Origin of the sequence: Carnobacterium iners (genome assembly GCF_900177385.1) — a bacterium.
GTDB classification, from domain to species: Bacteria; Bacillota; Bacilli; order Lactobacillales; family Carnobacteriaceae; genus Carnobacterium_A; species Carnobacterium_A iners.
Genome location: NZ_FXBJ01000002.1, coordinates 1,449,152 through 1,465,261, shown reverse-complemented (window position 1 = coordinate 1,465,261; position 16,110 = coordinate 1,449,152). Strand labels below are relative to the sequence as shown.

At 34.9% G+C, this 16,110-nt stretch carries 18 protein-coding genes; all 18 read right to left on the bottom strand.

Translation table 11 applies throughout. The features are described 5' to 3' along the window. Nucleotides 1-37: 37 nt before the first annotated feature. A complete protein-coding gene (locus tag B9Y54_RS07125) occupies nt 38-1,453 on the bottom strand; it encodes a sensor histidine kinase (RefSeq protein ID WP_234987866.1) in 1,416 nt (471 codons plus the stop codon). Then, nucleotides 1,454-2,164 (bottom strand): response regulator transcription factor, encoded by a 711-nt coding sequence (locus tag B9Y54_RS07120; protein WP_085559621.1) that lies wholly within the window; start codon nt 2,162-2,164, stop codon nt 1,454-1,456. Between the two features lie 152 nt (nt 2,165-2,316). Next, entirely contained in the window at nt 2,317-2,682 is a 366-nt protein-coding gene (locus B9Y54_RS07115) for a single-stranded DNA-binding protein (protein WP_085559620.1), read from the bottom strand. 141 nt (nt 2,683-2,823) lie between these two features. After that, the gene (locus B9Y54_RS07110) at nt 2,824-3,030 is read right to left on the bottom strand and encodes a DNA-directed RNA polymerase subunit beta (protein WP_085559619.1); all 207 of its coding nucleotides are present in this window, start codon (nt 3,028-3,030) and stop codon (nt 2,824-2,826) included. Nucleotides 3,031-3,057: 27 nt separating this feature from the next. Next, the gene (mreB, locus tag B9Y54_RS07105) at nt 3,058-4,050 is read right to left on the bottom strand and encodes a rod shape-determining protein MreB (RefSeq protein WP_085559618.1); all 993 of its coding nucleotides are present in this window, start codon (nt 4,048-4,050) and stop codon (nt 3,058-3,060) included. 238 nt (nt 4,051-4,288) lie between these two features. Continuing rightward, on the bottom strand, nt 4,289-5,599 hold the full coding sequence (gene murA / locus B9Y54_RS07100) for a UDP-N-acetylglucosamine 1-carboxyvinyltransferase (protein ID WP_085559617.1): 1,311 nt from the start codon (nt 5,597-5,599) through the stop codon (nt 4,289-4,291). Nucleotides 5,600-5,717: 118 nt separating this feature from the next. Next, nucleotides 5,718-5,948: a DUF1146 family protein gene (locus B9Y54_RS07095; protein WP_085559616.1), complete on the bottom strand. Its 231-nt coding sequence runs from the start codon at nt 5,946-5,948 to the stop codon at nt 5,718-5,720. Nucleotides 5,949-6,072: 124 nt separating this feature from the next. Next, the gene (locus B9Y54_RS07090) at nt 6,073-6,495 is read right to left on the bottom strand and encodes a F0F1 ATP synthase subunit epsilon (RefSeq protein ID WP_085559615.1); all 423 of its coding nucleotides are present in this window, start codon (nt 6,493-6,495) and stop codon (nt 6,073-6,075) included. An 18-nt stretch (nt 6,496-6,513) separates the two neighbouring features. Continuing rightward, nucleotides 6,514-7,944, bottom strand: a complete 1,431-nt coding sequence (gene atpD / locus B9Y54_RS07085; protein ID WP_085559614.1) for a F0F1 ATP synthase subunit beta — start codon at nt 7,942-7,944, stop codon at nt 6,514-6,516. Between the two features lie 23 nt (nt 7,945-7,967). Continuing rightward, nucleotides 7,968-8,885: a F0F1 ATP synthase subunit gamma gene (locus tag B9Y54_RS07080; protein WP_085559613.1), complete on the bottom strand. Its 918-nt coding sequence runs from the start codon at nt 8,883-8,885 to the stop codon at nt 7,968-7,970. A gap of 15 nt (nt 8,886-8,900) precedes the next feature. Further along, a complete protein-coding gene (gene atpA / locus B9Y54_RS07075) occupies nt 8,901-10,448 on the bottom strand; it encodes a F0F1 ATP synthase subunit alpha (RefSeq protein ID WP_085559612.1) in 1,548 nt (515 codons plus the stop codon). Between the two features lie 33 nt (nt 10,449-10,481). Continuing rightward, the gene (atpH, locus tag B9Y54_RS07070) at nt 10,482-11,024 is read right to left on the bottom strand and encodes an ATP synthase F1 subunit delta (RefSeq protein ID WP_085559611.1); all 543 of its coding nucleotides are present in this window, start codon (nt 11,022-11,024) and stop codon (nt 10,482-10,484) included. Next, entirely contained in the window at nt 11,011-11,526 is a 516-nt protein-coding gene (gene atpF / locus B9Y54_RS07065; protein WP_085559610.1) for a F0F1 ATP synthase subunit B, read from the bottom strand. Before atpF ends, atpH begins: the two co-directional genes overlap by 14 nt. A gap of 116 nt (nt 11,527-11,642) precedes the next feature. After that, complete coding sequence (atpE, locus tag B9Y54_RS07060) at nt 11,643-11,861, bottom strand: F0F1 ATP synthase subunit C (protein WP_085559609.1); 219 nt, start codon at nt 11,859-11,861, stop codon at nt 11,643-11,645. A 47-nt stretch (nt 11,862-11,908) separates the two neighbouring features. Beyond that, nucleotides 11,909-12,622, bottom strand: coding sequence for a F0F1 ATP synthase subunit A (atpB, locus tag B9Y54_RS07055; protein WP_085559608.1), 714 nt, complete (start codon nt 12,620-12,622; stop codon nt 11,909-11,911). Between the two features lie 753 nt (nt 12,623-13,375). Then, on the bottom strand, nt 13,376-14,005 hold the full coding sequence (gene upp / locus B9Y54_RS07050; RefSeq protein ID WP_085559607.1) for a uracil phosphoribosyltransferase: 630 nt from the start codon (nt 14,003-14,005) through the stop codon (nt 13,376-13,378). A gap of 338 nt (nt 14,006-14,343) precedes the next feature. Beyond that, entirely contained in the window at nt 14,344-14,556 is a 213-nt protein-coding gene (locus B9Y54_RS07045) for a cytochrome c oxidase subunit II (protein ID WP_085559606.1), read from the bottom strand. 310 nt (nt 14,557-14,866) lie between these two features. Next, nucleotides 14,867-16,096, bottom strand: a complete 1,230-nt coding sequence (gene glyA, locus B9Y54_RS07040; protein WP_085559605.1) for a serine hydroxymethyltransferase — start codon at nt 16,094-16,096, stop codon at nt 14,867-14,869. Nucleotides 16,097-16,110: the final 14 nt, after the last annotated feature.

The window sequence follows — 16,110 nt, the reverse complement described above, 5'->3', positions numbered from 1 at the left end:
TGCCCATTGAACTTTCTAAAGTTCGATGGGCATTTTTTCATTCTTTTTCTAAAGGGAATCTTAAAGTAAAAACGGTTCCCTCTCCTTTTGTACTTTCTACTGAAATTGTAGCTCCATGTAAATTTACTAATTGTTGAACAATCGCTAACCCTAAACCAGATTCTCCGTAAATAGTATTTTTCCTCGAAACATCTGCTTTGAAATATCTTTCCCAAATATTTCCAACTTCTTTAGCGTCAATACCAATACCTGTATCTGCTATTTTGATTGTCGTTTGTTTCTCATCCATTGTGCCTATAAGCTTGATTTCGCCCCCTTGAGTAAACTGAATAGCATTTTGCGTAAGATTAACTATGATTTGCATAAAGCGATCGCAGTCAGCGTATATTTTGATATTTGAGGGACAATCTACTATTAATCTATTTTTTTTAGATTTAGCTTTTATTAAAAGTTGTTCAACAATTATTTCAAATGGTTCTTTTAGATTAACTGTTTGTTTGTGTAAAAAGATTTGATTGGATCGAATCTTTTCATAATCTAAGTTCTCATTAACAAGACGGATTAATCGTTTACTTTCATTATGCATCAACTCTAAGCTACGCTTTTTTTGATTATCCGGAATCATATCGTGTTCCAAACCTTCTAATAAGCCATTTATTGTTGTTAAAGGTGTCCGCATTTCATGTGCGACATCTGCCATAAACTGTCTTCTGCGATTTTCTTGATGTTCGATTTCTTTTTGAGAAGCTTTTAGTGATTCTGCCATTAGATTAAAGTCCTCTGCCAAATCGTCAAATTCATCTTTATGGTTATTCTCCAAATGAATATCAAAGCTTCCACTAGCAACTTTGTGAGTAGCAGTTCTTAGCCGATTAATTCGATTAACTTGATATTTTGCAAATAATAAACTTAATAGGATAGCTCCTAATGAAGAAAATAAGAATGCTGTAAACAAATTATTTCTCAAAACCGTTAAGGTTGCTTCGATTCCACTAATAGGTGAACTAACTGCTACAAAACCTGAAAATGAATTACTATCTTGTGTAAAAAAAGGCAGGTAGATAATTGCTAGTTGACGATCATTGCCATAAAAATCGGTTTGACGGATAGTTAACGATATTCGCTGTCCTTTTACTAATTTTTTAAAATCTTCTTTTGAAATACCACTTTTGTAAGCGTTAACTGTTTCTGGATAGATCATTAAATCATCGCTGTTGAACACTGTCAATGTTACTTCTTGATTGTTTAAAATTAACTGACCTATATCTAACTGATTTTTTTGTAAGTCACCAGATACTAGTGCTTCTGCATATCCGTATAATTGCTTTTCAGTATTTTTATATGTCGTGTTTTTAGAGAACTGTAAGAATGAAAACCCCATAATGATTAGCATTACTATAATAACAATAAAAAAAGTTGCTATCTGTTGATAAAAATAGTTAAATTTCATCATCTATTCAACCTCGGTGTCGTCAAACTTATAGCCTACTCCCCAGACCGTTTGGATAACTTGTGAACCTGTTTTATCAATTTTTTGTCTTAATTTCTTGATATGTGCATCCACTGTCCGTTCGTCTCCAAAATACTCATAATCCCAGATTAACGTTAAGAGTTGCTCTCTTGAAAAGACTTGTTTGGGATTTTTGGATAAAGTATACAGTAAGTCAAACTCTTTAGGAGTAAGTCCTTCAATTTCTTTATTGTATAGCAAAGCCTCTCGTGTCTTTTTATTTATTTTTAAATGTTTCGTCGTTATTTCGTAAGTTTTTTCTTTCTCCTCAGACTTTTCTAATAATAAATTAGCGCGTCTAGTTAAAGCTTTAATGCGTGCGATTAGGGTTAATGGACTAAATGGTTTCGTGACATAGTCATCTGCACCTATCTCTAAGCCAATCACTTGATCGCTTTCTGAATCTTTTGCAGTCAACATAATAATAGGTATTTTTTTATTTATTTTTCTTATCTCACGACAAATTTGCATACCATCCATGCTCGGCAAATTTAAGTCAAGAATTACTAGATTCCATTGTTCTTTTTCTTCAAGGAAGGTATCCAGTCCTTCCTTTCCATCATGAATAAATAGTGAATCCCAGTCTTCTTTTTGAAAGAACATTTCCATCATCTCACAAACAGATGAGTTGTCCTCAATCATCATTATTTTCATACTTTCCCTCTTTTCTCTCACCTTTTCTCTCTAGTTTAGTATACACTTATTTTGAGTGCAACTGAATAGTTGGTTATTCTTTACTGATACAACAAAAATTAGAAAGAAAAAAAGAGTGTAAAGTGACACTCTTTTTAAACAATCCATTTATTTTAATATACTGTTATTTGCTCTGCTTCATCATTAGAAATAGTAGATGTATTTTTTCGTCCTTGTAAAAAGTCAATCTCAGTTACTACCATCTCTACTACGAAAACTGTTTCCTCTTCTTTATTTTGATACGTTCTTGATTGGATGTATCCAGTTACTCCAATCAAATCTCCTTTTTCACAATAACTTTGAATTAATTTAGCTATTTGCCCCCAGGCTACTATAGGAATAAAATCAGCTTGTTGTCCTTGGTCATGTTTAAATTTTCTTTTGATTGCTATCGTGTTGTTTAAAACAACTTTTGCCTCCCCCACTTCTTTTACCTCAATTTCTCTAACAATTCGGCCTATTAAGTTTAGTTGATTCATTTTATTTCTCCTTTTCGTTTAGTTTATTCACTTTAATTATCTGCTAAATAACGTTTTTTTCATTTTTTTTAATTTACTATTTAACAAAATAAAAAAGAGAGCAGAAAAGGTTCAACCTCTTCCTCTCTCTTTTTTCCGATTCTATCCATTAATAATAGTTGGTTTTGTAAAATAACTGAAGATATGACTCCATGTTTGCATTTCAAATATAGCAAAAGGATTTCCCTCTCCAATAATTCCGTATCCAACCATTGCCCCAAGAATCAAAGCGATAGCAACTACAACAATGACCAATAAAATTTTCAGTATAAATGTCCCCATCTGTGCGGCAATTTTCCCTTTTGTCATTGTGTCACCTCTTTTTTATCTTTTTTCTTAAAAACTTAATTTTTTCTTCGTCATATTTTCTAATAAGATTCCCGTTCCTAAAGCAACAGAATCTAAAGGTTGGTCTGCAATAAAGACCGGAACTTTTAATTGTTCAGCAAAGAGTTGATCAACACCATCTAGCATAGCGCCCCCACCAGTTAAGATAATTCCTCGATCGATGATATCTGCTGATAACTCAGGAGGTGTTTGCTCAAGAACATCTTTCGCCTGTTGAACAAGCATCGCCATGGATTCAGCTGTTGCTTCTAAAACTTCGGCTGAACTCAAAACGATTGTTCTTGGTAAACCACTTACCATATCACGACCTCTAACATCCATTGTATCTTCTCTACGACCCGGAAAAACAGTTCCTATTTCCATTTTAATGGATTCAGCTGTTCTTTCACCAATCATCAGTTTATATTTTTTCTTCACGTACTGAGTAATTTCATTATCCATACGATTACCAGCTACTTTTAAAGAACGACTTGTTACGATTCCACCCATTGAAAGAACAGCAATATCCGTTGTTCCGCCACCAATATCGATGACCATGTTGCCGCTTGGTTGAAAAATATCCATACCTGCTCCAATAGCAGCTACTTTTGGTTCTTCTTCAAGGTAAACATTTTTTCCACCACTTTTTTCAGCAGCTTCGATAATTGCTTTTTGTTCAATGGCTGTAATGTTTGTAGGACAGCAAATAAGTATATTAGGTTTAGATAAGAATCCTTTTACATTTAATTTATTGATAAAGTGAGTCAACATTGCTTCAGTAATATCAAAATCAGCAATGACTCCTCCATCTAAAGGACGAATTGCACGAATATTGCCTGGTGTACGTCCAACCATCAAATAGGCTTCCTCACCGACTGCTAAAACACGATTTGTTTTAGTATCTATCGCTACCACAGAAGGTTCATTTAAAACAATCCCTTTTCCTTTTACATGAATTAATACATTTGCCGTACCTAAATCTATTCCTATATCTTTCGCCATTATTCTGTTCCCCTCTCAAACTCTTGTTACAAACTAATTAAATTTCTTGATTTATCTCTCTGATTTACGATTATAGCATGTTTTTGATCAATCGGAAACGTTCATTTAAAAAGTTAACTCTGACTCATCTAGAAAAAGTTAACTCTGGTTCATTCACCATTTGTCTTTTATTTCATTTACTTTAAAAAAAGTTAGAATAATGACCGGTTAAGGTATTATACTCTAACTTTTATAGTTGTTAATTGAATAATGCACTTAACTTTTTATCTGGTAAGATTGATGTATTTGCTTCATCAATTCGCTCAATATCGGCACCTAGTGCTTGTAATTTTTTGTGGAACATATAATAGCCACGATCAAGATGTTCTAAATGAGTCACACGTGTAAATCCTTCTGCAACCATACCTGCAATAATTAACGCAGCGGCTGCTCTTAAGTCTGTTGCAGCCACTTGAGATCCTTGTAATTTAGCTGGACCATAGATAACTAGCGTCTGATTTTCTATCGTAAATCCGCCATTCATGCGACGTAATTCTTCCATGTGCATGTAACGATTTTCGAATACAGTCTCTTTCATCGTGCTCGTACCTTCACTCATAGCCTGTGCTATCGTGATTTGTGCTTGCATATCTGTAGGGAAACCTGGATGTGGCATTGTTTTAACATCTATCGGTTTTAGTTTATCTGGGCCAATTACTCGTAAGCCATTTTTTTCTTCAATAAAAGAAACACCCATTTCTTTTAATTTAGAAATTAAGGGTTTATTGTGCTCAACAATAGCATCTTCGATTAAAACATTTCCTTTTGTGACAGCTGCGGCTACCATGAATGTTCCAGCCTCAATTCGATCTGGGATAATGCTGTGTTCAGTTCCTGCGAGTTCTTTAACTCCTTCAATACGGATGGTTTCTGTGCCCGCTCCAACAACTTTAGCACCCATACGATTTAAGAAGTTAGCTAAATCAACTATTTCAGGTTCTCTCGCTACATTTTCAATGGTCGTTGTTCCTTCAGCTAATGTAGCAGCCATCATAATATTTTGAGTTGCTCCTACACTTGGAAAGTCTAGATAGATATGAGCACCAGCTAGTTTCTCTGCAAAAGCTTCAATGTAGCCATTTTCAATATGTACTTCGGCTCCCATTGCTTCAAATCCTTTTAAATGTAATTCAATTGGACGCGTACCAATTGCACAGCCTCCAGGTAAAGCTACTTTAGCGTGACCTAAACGTGCTAGTAAAGGACCCATTACTACAATGGATGCTCTCATTTTACTGACATATTCAAACGGGGCTTCAAATGTTATGTCTCCTGAAGCATCTAGGACGATTTCTTTGTCGGTTTCATTAAAGTTTACGGTTAGGTTTAAATGGTGCAAGACTTCATTTATTGTAAAAACATCTGACAGAATAGGCACATTAGTTAACTTGTTTTTACCTTTACTGGCTAAGATGGTCGCTGCTAAAATGGGTAAAACAGCATTTTTTGCGCCTTCTACTTTTACTATTCCTTCGAGACGCTTACCGCCACGAACAATCATTTTCTCCATGATTATATACCTCCGAAATTTCTGTGCAAAGTATCTTTGCTCGTTGTTGCAATATTTACAGCAATCCACGGTATTATAGCATACATACTTCACAGGTTTCAAATACTACATTAATTACTTAAAATAAAAAAATTAAATTTCTAGACATTAAGATAAATTCAATAAAAAATGAACTAACTAAATAGCCAATTGCAATAGATAAAAATAGATAAAGCAAACGAGCTTGTTGAATATGATTTTTTTTGATCCATTTTTCAATCAATAACCCTTTTAATGACCAAAAAGTTACTACTATAAACAAAATATGTGAGATAAGACTAATCAAAGCTTGCGTACCTAAAAAATTCATTTTCTTTACTCCTCTTACTATTATTTTAACACACTCTTTTCTCAAAAGAAATTTTCATTTATAGGGACATTTTTTAACTGAATCAAAATAAAAAACTTTCAGCTTTTACTGAAAGTTTTTTATTTTATAATTTTCTATGCTTAGAAACAGAGATACGGTTAATTGCTTTACGCAATGAAATTTCTGCTCTTCTTTGTTGTTTACTATTGTGGACAGCTTCTTCTTTACTTAATATTTCTTCAGCTCGTTGCTTAGCTGAGAAGGCACGTTCGACATCGATATCTCTTGCTCTCTCAGCACTATCGGCTATGATTGAGCAAACATTGTCTCGCATTTCCATTATGCCACCATTAACTGCTATTACGTTTTCTTCATCCATCGATACACGTTCAATTCGGACACTATCGATTGCTAAAGGAACAATAATAGGTGTATGGCCAGGAAGAATACCCACTTGTCCATCGATTGATTTAACGATCACACGACTTGCGCGATGATTATAAACAATACCAGATGGAGTCACAATTTGCACTTGTATAACCGCCATTAGAGTTGTCCTCCTTTACTAGTAACCAGCCGCCTTAGCTTTTTCTTCTACTTCTTCAATGCGTCCTACATTACGGAAAGCATCTTCTGGTAAATGATCGTAGCGTCCTTCTAAGATTCCTTTAAAACCTCTTATTGTTTCTGAAACAGGTACATAAGAGCCTGGTATTCCTGTGAAAGCTTCTGCTACATGGAAGTTTTGTGATAAGAAGAATTGGATACGACGAGCACGTGAAACCGTAATTTTCTCGCTATCTGATAATTCATCCATCCCAAGAATAGCAATAATATCTTGTAATTCACGGTAACGCTGTAAAAGTTGCTGAACATCTGTTGCAATTTGGTAATGCTCTTCTCCAACGATTTCAGGTGCAAGTGCACTTGACGTTGAAGCTAACGGATCAACTGCAGGATAAATCCCTTGTTCAGTTAATTTACGTTCTAAATTAGTTGTCGCATCTAAATGAGCAAAAACAGTTGCCGGAGCTGGATCGGTATAATCATCAGCCGGAACATAAATTGCTTGAATAGATGTAATAGAACCTTTATTTGTTGATGTAATTCGTTCTTGCAATTGACCCATTTCAGTTGCTAAGGTTGGTTGGTAACCAACTGCTGAAGGCATTCTACCAAGTAGTGCCGAAACTTCAGAACCTGCTTGAGTAAATCGGAAAATATTATCAATGAATAATAAGACATCTTGTCCTACTTCATCACGGAAATATTCTGCAATCGTTAAACCGGTTAGAGCGACACGCATTCTTGCACCTGGTGGCTCATTCATTTGGCCAAAAACCATCGCCGTTCTTTCTATTACGCCAGATTCTTGCATTTCAAAATACAAGTCATTTCCTTCTCGTGTTCGTTCTCCAACACCAGCAAATACTGAAATACCGCCATGTTCTTCGGCAATATTATGGATTAGTTCTTGGATTAAAACGGTTTTACCTACACCAGCTCCTCCAAATAATCCGATTTTACCACCTTTTAAATAAGGGGCTAATAAATCGATAACTTTGATACCTGTTTCAAGAATAGAAGTATTGCTACTCAACTCATCAAAAGAAGGGGCAAAGCGGTGAATAGGATCACGACGAACGTCATCTCCAAATGGTTCTTTTAAATCAATGGTTTCTCCTAGGACATTAAACATCCGTCCTAGTGTCTCTTCACCAACAGGAACACTAATAGCTCCTCCTGTGTCGGTTACTAACATTCCTCTTTGTAATCCATCTGTTGACTCCATTGCAATCGTTCTGAGTACACCATTACCTAATTGTAATGCTACTTCTAAAACGACTGTGTTTTCTTTTCTTGAATCTTGTTCTTCATTACCAGTTTTAGTTTTTCTTACGATTAAAGCATGATTGATTTCTGGAATTTCTTTATTTACAGGAAATTCTACATCGACAACCGGACCGATAACTTGAACGATTTGACCAGTACTCATTTGTTTCCCTCCATTCATTACGTTTACAATAGTGCGGAAGATCCGCCTATAATTTCAGTAATTTCTTCTGTGATAGCAGCCTGGCGAGCTCTGTTATAGTGTACCGTTAAATCGTCAATAATATCTTTGGCATTATCGGTTGCACCTTTCATAGCCGTCATACGGGCTGCGTGTTCAGCAGCTTTAGCATCTAGAATAGCACCATAAATCAAACTTTCTGCATATTGGGGCAATAAAATATCTAGAATTTCTTCTTTTGATGGCTCGTATAAATAATCGCTCTCATACTCAACTTTTTCTGTTGGATCAAGATCATTTAGAGGCAACATTTTATCTGCACGGTATTCAAAACTGATGGTATTAATATGATGATTGTAGCAAACATACAATTCATCAAATATTGCATTTTTATACATTTCTGTTGCCGTTCGAGCAATCCCTCGAACTTCATCAAACGTTGGATGGTCACTAATGTCATTTAATTCATAAGCTACGTTCATTCCCCTTGACTTGAAGAAATCCCCAGCAGTACTTCCAATGGCCATAAAGATGTATTCATCGGGAGAACTATGATCTTTTTGGATCATATCAATGGTAGCCTTGATGACAGAACTGTTGTATCCTCCAGCTAAACCTTTATCAGAACTGATAACAATGTAGCCCGTTCTTTTTACAGGACGTTCAATTAACATATTATGGAAATCGATATTTGAAGGAGAATTTGTATTAATCAATGCACTGTCTTCAATAACTGCTAATTGAGTATGCGCTAAGTGAGTAACAATCTCTCTAATCTTATTTGCATAGATTTGGAAGCCTTTTGCTTTTTTTTCAGCTTTTGATAATTTAGCACCTGAAACCATTTGCATAGCATTAGTGATTTGACTCGTTTTCTTAGTTGAGGCAATTTTTTTTGTAATATCATTTAATGATTCTGCCATTCCTCTTCACCGCCTTTACGTCGTTTCTGGAATGTAAGCTGCACTATCAGATTCAACTATACTTGTAAAAAAGTTGTCTTTGAATTCATTAATAACAGCATCTAATTTCTCACTATCTGGTAATCCTTTTGTTTCGTTTATCTCAAGAATAATGTCTTGCTGTTGATTATCAATATAATCGTAAAATTCTCTTTCAAATCTTCCCAGTTCATTAGCACGAACGGTATCTAAAAGACCATGCGTTAACGCATAAAAAATTAATACTTGTTTTTCCACACTAATAACTTCATGCAATCCTTGTTTCAAAACTTCTACTGTCCGATGTCCTCGATTTAATTTTGCTTGAGTAGCTGCATCTAAATCTGAGCCAAACTGAGTAAAGGCTTCTAATTCGCGGAAGCTGGCTAAATCTAAACGCAATGTTCCAGATACCTTTTTCATCGCCTTGATTTGTGCTGCTCCACCTACACGGGAAACAGATAAACCGGCTGCAATAGCGGGCCTTACACCTGAGTGAAATAAGTCACTCTCTAAGAAGATTTGACCATCTGTAATCGAAATAACGTTTGTTGGAATATAAGCAGAAATATCACCTGCTTGTGTCTCAACGATTGGAAGAGCTGTAATAGAACCGCCTCCCAATTTATCATTTAACTTAGCTGCACGTTCTAACATCCGTGAATGCAAATAGAACACATCTCCTGGGTAAGCTTCTCTACCTGGCGGACGGCGAAGCAGTAAAGATAGTTCACGATAAGCTGCTGCTTGCTTGGTTAAATCATCAAAAATAATTAGCACATGTTTTCCAGCGTACATAAATTCTTCAGCCATTGCTAACCCTGCATACGGAGCAATGTACAATAGTGGCGCTGGTTGTGAAGCACTTGCTGTTAAGACAATTGTATAGTCCATCGCACCATGTTTTTTTAATATTTCTGTCTGAGAACGAACAGTTGATTCTTTTTGTCCAATCGCTACGTAGATACAAATGGTATCTTTTCCTTTTTGGTTAATAATCGTATCAATACACAGGCTAGTTTTACCGGTTTTTCTATCTCCAATAACAAGTTCACGTTGACCGCGACCTACTGGTACTAATGCATCAATGGCTTTAATTCCTGTTTGTAATGGTTCAAAAACAGATTGCCGATCCATTACTCCTGGAGCAGGGTTCTCAACGGGACGTGTTTTTGTCGTATTGATTTCTCCCATACCGTCTACAGGCTGTCCTAGCGAGTTAACGACTCGACCGATCATAGCTTCTCCTACAGGCACTTCCATAATACGTCCTGTACGTTTAACCGTATCTCCTTCAACTATGCCATCAAAGTGACCCAAAATAATAATTCCGACATCATTCGTTTCTAAGTTTTGAGCCATTCCATAGATGCCGTTAGAAAATTCAAGTAGTTCTCCGGCCATTGCATTCTCTAATCCATAAGCTCGAGCAATCCCATCTCCGACGTAACTTACCGTTCCAACCTCATCAACAATCAACTCACTGCTGAAACCTTCAATTTGTTGCTTAATGAGCTTACTGATCTCTTCAGCTTTTAACCCCATAAATTTTCACCTCTTCAACTTTTTCTTTTTGAGCTATTTAATTATTTGCTTTTCTAATTTTTCTAAGTTAGTACGGATACTGCCATCAAAAACAGTGTTTTCAATTTCTACTATGACTCCGCCTATGACTGAACTATCTTGAATTTTATCTAGCAATATTTTTTTCGCATTAAATCGTTTGCTAAATACTTCTTTTAGTTTTTCTTCTTGTACTTTTTGAAGCGGAACAGCCGTCGTTACTTTAGCTATTACTGTCCGATTTTCATGATCATGCAGTATCTCATATTCGTGAATAATAGACAACATTTTATTCATTTTACGAAAATCATAAATCGTTTGTACAAATTGTTGCACATCAAGAATAAAATTCTCTGTCATTTCTGATAATATCTTTTCTTTATCTGTTTGTGCGACATCGCGATTGTTAAAAAAATCGCTTAAATTTGAATTACCGTAATAGATTTGACGAACATCCATAAGATTATCAAAAACAATATCTTCCGTATCATTTTCAATTGCGTTGTAATAGAAAGCTTTAGCTAATTGGCTTGGATTCATATTACTATTTAGTCTCATTTGTATCGGCCAACCTTTCAAGGTACTTATCAATCAGTTGTGCATGTCCTTCATTTGTTAATTCCTTGCTGATTAGTTTTTCAGCAATCTGGATAGACAGTAGACTTACATCATCACGAACACTTGCCATTGCCATTTGACGTTCATTTTCAATTTCTTTTTTCGCATCTTTTTTTAATCGTGTAGCTTCATGTCTTGCCGCATCCAACAATTCTTTTTCTGCGCTCTCAGCAGCAATCTTCGCTTTACTTAAAATAGTAGCAGCTTCAGCTCTTGTCTTATCTAACTTTTCCTGACGTTCTGCAGCTAGGCGTTCAGCTTCGTTTTTTGCAATCTCAGCATTTTCTATGTTACTTGCAATAGCTTGCTCACGTTGATCCATAATATTCATCAACGGTTTCCATGCAAATTTCTTTAATAAAACCATCAATAATAAAAACGATACTAGTACAACAATTGTATCTCCTGCAGTTGTTGCTCCTAAAACTAACTGTTTGAACATTAATTTCACTTCCTTATCCTATTCAGAGTAACCTATCGCGAAAAAAGCAGAGACGCCTGCGCTACCTCTACCCCTTACCATTTATTTAACTGATACTTTGGTCATTTTTCGCTTTATTAGCTAAATACTAGAATAAAGGCGATAACAACTGCCATGATAGGAATAGCCTCAACTAAACCAACACCGATATACATTAATGTTTGTAACTCATTTTTCATTTCTGGCTGACGTGCAATAGACTCGATTGTTTTTGCGATTACTTTACTTGATCCAAACGCTGCACCGATTGCTGCTCCCGCGATTGCTATTGCTGCTCCTAATAAACCTAGATCCATAATAATTTCCTCCTAATTTTTAACTCATTAATTTTATTGTATTTTTTTTATTCGTGTTCGACTTTATGAGAGATATACACCATTGTTAAGGTCGTAAATACGAAAGCTTGGATACTTCCAATGAATATAGAGAAGCCCTGCCATACCATTTGTAACGGTATACCGACAATCCACGTGAAAACACCATAACTTTGTGCCAAAGTAGCAATCAAGCCTATCAAAATTTCTCCGGCATAAATATTACCATATAGTCGTAAAGCTAGTGTTAATGTATTTGTAAATTCTTCAAATATTTTTATTGGAAATAAGAAAGGAACTGGTCGAATAAAACTATTCATAAAATAATTTTTAAATCCTTGTTCTCTCACGCCAAAATAATTAGACAGAATAATAATCATAAAAGCTAATGATAATGTTACTATCGGATCAGCTGTTGGACTCTGCCAGAGTTTTTGACCATTCACATTTAAAACTAATGGGAGGCCCATCATATTCGAAACAAATACAAACATAATTAAAGTGAAACCTAATAGGCCAAACTTATCTCCTTGTTCTTTAGACATCGAACTAGAAATAATATTTTTAACAAAATCAACAACCCACTCGATAAAATTTTGTTTACCAGTTGGTTTAATTTTCATATTTCTGGTACAAATAAAAGCTATTAAAAAAACAATGACACAGGCCATAACAGTCGTGATCATGTTTGTTACATTAAAACTCAGACCAAATAAATACAGTATTGGAGATTCATGTTCCACAACGTTCACCTCTTTTCCACGTTTGATTTATTATCTTTTTTTGCAACAAAACCTACTAGCTTAAAATCGGAATAATTTTTCTCGATCTTCAAAGCTCAATATTAATTCTACCATACTATTTAATTTCTTCCGCAACATAAGACAATTTTTTTGCGTCCATTATTTTATTAGCGATAATGAAATTCTTCCTATTATAAGGATAAGTAGAGCTTTATTAGTTGTTTTTCGTTTAGGCTTGTTAACAGATGCTATCTTACCACCATTTAGTTCGAATTACAAAACATTGTGAAATATTTTTTTGTTTTCATGTGAATTTTATAGATTTGTTTTCATAGTTGGTTTTACCTGCTTAATTTGAACTCGTTTTCCTTTTAAAAAAATACAAAACACCTCAAGAATGAACCAATAATAAAGTTCATTCTAGAGGTATTTCTTTATCAACAGATTAAAACTTATTTTAATTAAAGAATACAAAGAAGAGCTTTATAGAATAACTCGCATCTTAGTTTTAATTAAGCTTTGAACAACCCTTCCTTGAGAAAAAAATAACCAGTCAATAGGATAAAAAACATCCTATCTGACTGATTACTGTTTTCTTGCCGAAACTAAGCGTTATTCTTCGCATCCTGGTTTTAGTTGAGCTATGCACTCTAGCTCTTTGGATAAATTCAAAAGTATCCTAGAAGCTATTGCCTCTTGCGGTCCTTTTTCATTTCTCTCTCAGAGCTGTATAGAGTGCTTCGCATCCTGGTTTTAGAGTGTACCGAATAGTCGGTCGCCTGCGTCACCTAGACCAGGTAAAATGTAACTATTCTCGTCTAATTTCTCATCAAGTGCTGCTGTATAAATATCAACATCTGGATGTGCTTCTTTTAATGCTTCTACTCCTTCAGGTGCTGCTACGATACAAACAAATTTAATTGAACTTGCACCACGTTTTTTCAATGCATCAATTGCTGTAATAGCTGAAACACCCGTTGCTAACATTGGATCAACAACTAGTAATTGACGGTCTTTAATATCTGAAGGTAATTTAATAAAGTATTCAACTGCTTCTAATGTTTCATGGTCTCTATACATTCCAACGTGTCCAACTTTTGCTGCTGGAATTAAGTCTAATATCCCATCAACCATTCCTAAACCCGCTCTTAAGATAGGTATAATAGCAACCTTTTTCCCTGCTAGTTGTTTTTGAATCGTTTTAATTAAAGGCGTTTCGATTTCAACATCTTGCAAAGGCATATCTCTTGAAACTTCATATGCCATTAAACGTGCAATTTCATTCACGGCTTCTCTAAAATCTTTTGTACCTGTATTCTTGTCGCGAAGAATTGTAACCTTGTGTTGAATCAATGGATGATCTATTAGATGAAATTTTCCCATAATCTTCAGCCCTCATTTTCTTTAGATTTCAAACAATTCTATTGTAAAGGAAATACCATTTAAAGGCTAGAAGTTTTATTTCAATCCAGTTATTTTATTCAAAATTATACTTTTTTCACTTTATTTATAGACTGTTTAATCGATTCAATAATAATAAGAAATCCACCTATTATAATTCTTACATTTAAAAAATAAAGGGATTTAAATTTGTATGACTCACATTCCTAGCTAATATTACAAAATCTTTGTTTTCTCAATTGCGTAAATTTTAATTAGAGATCAACTTATCTTTTTACTTTTTTATACACCTTAATAATTAGTGTAAGAGATTTTTTTCATCAGTCTTGTGTATAATATTGCCAAAAGAATAAGCAAACTAAAATAATGATACTCAATACGAATAGACCTATGTACTCTAAGAAAGTTGTCTTTTTACCTGTTGTTTTTTCTCTATCTCTTGGAAATACATAAAACCATTCTCGGAAATATATTCCAAGTCCAGCAATAGCTAGAATTAGGACTAAACCAATCCAAAGGTAAAAATCTACCATACTTGACCTCCCACACTCAATTTAACTGACTATTTTTAGATAATAAAACAGCTATAAGATATCCATTAAACATCTTATAGCTGTTTTATTATTTTCATCAAAATGAATTACGCACTTATTTCTTTTCCAGAGCTGACCAGAGCGCTTCGCATCTTTAAATTGAGCTACGATTAACATCTTCTCGAGGAAAAGATGAAATTTTTCAGAAGGTCATTCCAGTTCTATCTCTTAAATCTCTGTAAGGATAAAATATTCAGCAGAGATTAAGTATTTTCTTATCGAAGCTACCGTTAATCTTCGCATCTTGCTATTAGTATAGTGGGTTTTTTCGGGTTAGTTTTAGTACTTCTTGTTTGATTGCTGGGCGTTTTTCTGGGCAATCTTTTGTTTGTAAGGTTGCTACGATTAGTTCTGCTACTTTTTTTGAATCATCTTCGTCAAAGCCACGCGTCGTAATTGCAGGTGTTCCGATACGGATACCGCTTGTCTTGAAAGGGCTCAATGTTTCGAATGGAATCGTATTTTTATTTACAGTAATTCCTACTTCATCTAATAAATTCTCCACTTCTTTTCCATTTAAACCGAACTGCGTTACTTCTAACAATAATAAATGGTTATCTGTCCCTTCACTAATTAAGTGCCCGGCTGATGCGTTGAAGATGTCTTCCATTGCTTTAGCATTTTTTATGATTTGAGCTGCATAGTCTTTAAACTCTGGCATCATTGCTTCTTTAAAAGCAACTGCCTTTCCAGCGATTACATGTTCTAATGGACCGCCTTGGATACCTGGAAAGATTGCGCTATTGATTGCTTTGCCGTATTGTTCTTTTGCTAAAATTAATCCACCACGAGGGCCACGTAATGTTTTATGCGTTGTTGAAGTTACAACATCTGCATACGGAACTGGATTTTGGTGCAGTCCAGCAGCGATTAAACCTGCAATATGAGCCATATCGACCATTAAATAAGCTCCGACTTCATCCGCAATCTTTTTGAATAAAGAAAAATCAATTTCTCTTGAGTAGGCACTTCCACCAGCAATAATCATTTTAGGTTTGTGTCTCAAAGCTTGGCTTCTAACTTCATCGTAATCAAGTCGCTTATTTTGCTTATCGACTCCATAGGCAACAAAGTTATACGTTCTTCCACTAAAATTGACAGATGATCCATGTGTCAAATGTCCTCCGTGTGTTAAATCCATTCCTAAAACAGTATCTCCAGGTTCTAAAAAGGCATTAAAAACAGCCATATTAGCTCCTGAACCAGAATGTGGTTGAACATTTGCGTACTCTGCTCCAAAGAGTTCTTTAGCGCGTTCAATCGCTAAATTTTCAATGATATCAATGTACTCGCATCCGCCATAGTATCTTTTTCCTGGATACCCTTCAGCATATTTATTTGTTAAGATACTCCCTTGTGCAGCAAGGACTGCTTTTGAAACAAAATTTTCAGATGCAATTAATTCGATATTTTGTTCTTGTCGTTCTTTTTCTTGATCAATTGCGTCAAATACTTCTTTATCAAATTCTTCAAAATCCATTTCCAACCCACATC